At 28.4% G+C, this 3,333-nt stretch carries 4 protein-coding genes; 2 read left to right on the forward strand and 2 right to left on the reverse strand.

Features of this window, described 5'->3' with window-relative positions:
- Window positions 1-33: 33 nt before the first annotated feature.
- Window positions 34-282: a UPF0147 family protein gene (locus ACKI4K_RS06570; protein ID WP_407423448.1), complete on the forward strand. Its 249-nt coding sequence runs from the start codon at window positions 34-36 to the stop codon at window positions 280-282.
- 84 nt (window positions 283-366) lie between these two features.
- Here ACKI4K_RS06570 and ACKI4K_RS06575 read toward each other — a convergent pair whose 3' ends face one another.
- Together ACKI4K_RS06575 and ACKI4K_RS06580 are read right to left on the reverse strand one after the other, a co-directional pair.
- Complete coding sequence (locus tag ACKI4K_RS06575) at window positions 367-1,380, reverse strand: cobalt-precorrin 5A hydrolase (RefSeq protein ID WP_407423450.1); 1,014 nt, start codon at window positions 1,378-1,380, stop codon at window positions 367-369.
- Window positions 1,377-2,360: a cobalamin biosynthesis protein gene (locus ACKI4K_RS06580; RefSeq protein ID WP_407423452.1), complete on the reverse strand. Its 984-nt coding sequence runs from the start codon at window positions 2,358-2,360 to the stop codon at window positions 1,377-1,379. The genes ACKI4K_RS06575 and ACKI4K_RS06580 overlap by 4 nt, the downstream gene beginning before the upstream one ends.
- A 101-nt stretch (window positions 2,361-2,461) precedes the next feature.
- Here ACKI4K_RS06580 and ACKI4K_RS06585 point away from each other — a divergent pair, with 101 nt between their 5' ends.
- The gene (locus ACKI4K_RS06585; RefSeq protein WP_407423454.1) at window positions 2,462-2,944 is read left to right on the forward strand and encodes a DUF2299 domain-containing protein; all 483 of its coding nucleotides are present in this window, start codon (window positions 2,462-2,464) and stop codon (window positions 2,942-2,944) included.
- The last annotated feature ends 389 nt before the right edge of the window (window positions 2,945-3,333 follow it).

Consider the following 3,333-nt stretch of genomic DNA (forward strand, 5'->3'; position numbering starts at 1 on the left):
CTTGTTTTTAATAATTTATTTTGGAGGGGTAAAATGAGCAATCAAACTATAAATGAAGTATCTGAGATACTTGAATATATTATGGATAATAATACTGTACCTCGTAACATTAGAGAAGCTGCAAGTGAATCTAATGATCTCTTAAAGGATGAGGAACAAGACCAATCCGTAAGGATTAGTACTGTCTTAGGAAAACTTGATGAAATTAGTAACGATCCTAATATTCCAGTTCATGCAAGAACTTTAATTTGGGAAGTTTTATCAAAATTAGAGTCCATCTAATTTTCTTTCTTTTTATTATCTTTGTGATTTAAACGATTTATTCACATCATATTGTCTTTTTGAAATTTTAAAGCATTCTGATTATCATTTTGAAATGGCTATAGCTACCGTAACACCATCATATGAAGTTTTTTTATAGATCAATTCTGAATCAAAACCTGCCATAATCAATGCAGATGGTTCACAAACGCCATAAATACCGAATTTTGATTTTACGAACTCAGATTTCTGTATATCCTGTGATTCAAATAGCCTTAGTTTTTCAAGATTTACAAAAGAGATTGGAATGTTCAACTTATCTGATAACTCCAACATCCCCTTTTCATCTTTTTTGATTTCGGCTGAAGATAATTTATTAATCCTTGATAAGTCAATGTCCAGTTCCCTGATTGAACTTTTTAAAGCATCATAAATTTTTTCGCATTCTTTTCCGCGTCTGCAGCCCAAGCCCACAACAATATCACGTTCTTTTAAAATCAACTCATGCTCATCTAAAACAGCATGAATTTCATCCTTGTCTACTTTTGATGAAAAAGTAATTGAAACGTTTATTTCAAGTGTATTATTGTTCAGATATTCAAATAAATAATTAAAATTCTTATTTGGATTAACGACAAATGAAATTTCCTTATCATCCAAAATAGATTTATTGAAAAATAATATTTCCTTAGAATTATCTATAGATAAATAAAGGTCTTTTGCAATAACATCAATTCCCAATTTCTTATTTACATCTGTGGAAGTGGTAATAACAGGTGTTGCGTCAATCAGATTTGCAATTTTTTTAGTTAATTTATTTGCTCCACCTAAATGACCAGATAAAGTCGAAATCACGAATTTTCCATTATCATCAATATTTAACACTGCAGGATCTGTTACCTTTGACTCTATAATAGGAGCAATTGTTCTGATTAAAATGCCTGATGCCATTATCGCTATTATAGCATCATATTCTTCAAATAAATAAGGAAAATATTCTTTAACATTTTTATGATATAAATCAATTTTAATTATTGTTGAATCTGAATCTAATTTTTCCTTTATTGATGATGATAATTCATAACCTTTTTTTGAAACTGAAATAATAGCTATTTTCATAATATCACCCTAGTTAAAATTAATAATAAAATAATTGTTAAAGTAAATAAAATCATTGTCCACTTTGATAATTTCACGGCATTTTCAATATCTTCAATTTCAATATCTTTATTTTCATCCCCTAAAATATATGTATCCTTCTTAACAAGTTGAATATTGAGTGCTCCTGCTGCAGATGCCATTGTATAACCAGAATTTGGGCTTGGACATTTTCTGGCATCTCTCATCATTATATTAAAACTGTTTTTTCCATCCAATCCAAGTAAATATGCTGAAATCACAAGATATATTCCTGCTATTCTTGATGGAATAAGATTCATGAGATCATCTATCTTTGCTGGAGCAAAGCCGATATTGATTAATTCATCGGTTTTATATCCAAGCATTGCATCGAGTGTATTAAACAGTCTATATAAAACCGGAACTAACAGCAATATGTACAATTGATTATCAACAGGATAACATAATAGAATTAAAGCAAAAATAAAATAGTAAAAAATTGGAGCTATATAGGAATCAGTGATGTTTTCAGTTAAGCTTTCAATTGTTGCTGAAACAATGAAACTTTCCGTGAGCTCTTCAGTATTTCTACTTACTAAGTATGAAACAGATTGCCTTGCTTTTTCTAAACTTTCATTCAAATCATTTTCAACACCAATCGCCGTATCCAAAAGCATTTTAATTGAAAAAGAAGATGACAACAATACTGTAAATATAATAAATAACAAAACCAAATTGCAACATCCAATAATATAAATCAGATACAGAATCACACTTGTCACAAATACACAGCAAATGACAAGTAGCAATCCTGACAATCTGTTTTTAATGCCGATGAAGACATTCTTGAAAAAATTAATTATCGATCCCATTATGACAACCGGGTGAATTCTCCCTGGAAGTTCACCAAAAACAACATCAACAACAATCGACAACAATAAAGCAAGTATAATAAATATAAATAAATTTAATGAATTCATATTCCAAATCTCTGCAAAAATAATATCATTAAATTTAAACATAATTTATTTTATATATTAAAAAAATAAATATTTTATTATTAATTTTAAAAGATGATACTATGGATTTAGAAGAAAAGATTAGAACATGGCTAATGGATGAAGATTCACTTTTAGAAAAGAAATTTGATGAAAACGCGGATTTTCATTATATTATTGAATTTCCAAAAGAAAACATAATGGATGTAGTCAAACCTAAAGGAAAGGATGCAATTGTTGTTGCCTGTGCTACACAGGTCTCTCCAGAACATCTCACACTAATGAATTCATCAACACCTGAAGCCAGAAGAGATTTTCTTTTTGATTTGCAATTCGGATTTAACAGTTATTTGGTTGATTTTGATCTTAACGTTAACAAAGACGTATTGCAACATTTTGTCGTTACTAAAACCATTTATGAAGACGGTTTATCTAAAAACGAATTTATGAAAACTCTTAACAGGGTATTTAAGTCAAAACTATTCTGTATTTTTTTAATCAACAAACAGTTTACCAATGTTAATCCCAACATCAAACCTTCCAATGAAAATGATATGTTTGTCTAGAGAGGGAGAGGTACATTTCAAGTATATGTATTTCGGGGGTATTTGAAGACTGAAGAGGTGCATTTCATCTGTAACACTTGAAATTTATCTTTTCATTTTTAGCTTTATTTTTAATTTAAATTAATTTTTAATCATTTATTTATAATTTAACTTTTTATTTTCATTTTTTCATTGCCGTTACACTTGAACTTCATGTCTTGAAAATTGATTTTTGGATGAAATCAATTACACTTGAAACACATCTCTCTCACTTAATTATAAATCATGATAATTTTTTCAAAAACATTGTTTTTCAAGCCATCTGAGAGCTTTATTTTGTTGTCTACATCTGATTTTTACACTTGAAATTGTTATTTTATATTTGAAATAGTACAATTTCATATTTAAAA

Source organism: Methanobrevibacter sp., from assembly GCF_045644645.1.
Lineage (GTDB): Archaea > Methanobacteriota > Methanobacteria > Methanobacteriales > Methanobacteriaceae > Methanocatella.

Coding starts and splice junctions, on each gene's coding strand:
- ACKI4K_RS06570 (WP_407423448.1), top strand. CDS start 34: ATGAGCAATCAAACTATAAATGAAGTATCTGAGATACTTGAATATATT.
- ACKI4K_RS06575 (WP_407423450.1), bottom strand. CDS start 1,380: ATGAAAATAGCTATTATTTCAGTTTCAAAAAAAGGTTATGAATTATCA.
- ACKI4K_RS06580 (WP_407423452.1), bottom strand. CDS start 2,360: ATGAATTCATTAAATTTATTTATATTTATTATACTTGCTTTATTGTTG.
- ACKI4K_RS06585 (WP_407423454.1), top strand. CDS start 2,462: ATGGATTTAGAAGAAAAGATTAGAACATGGCTAATGGATGAAGATTCA.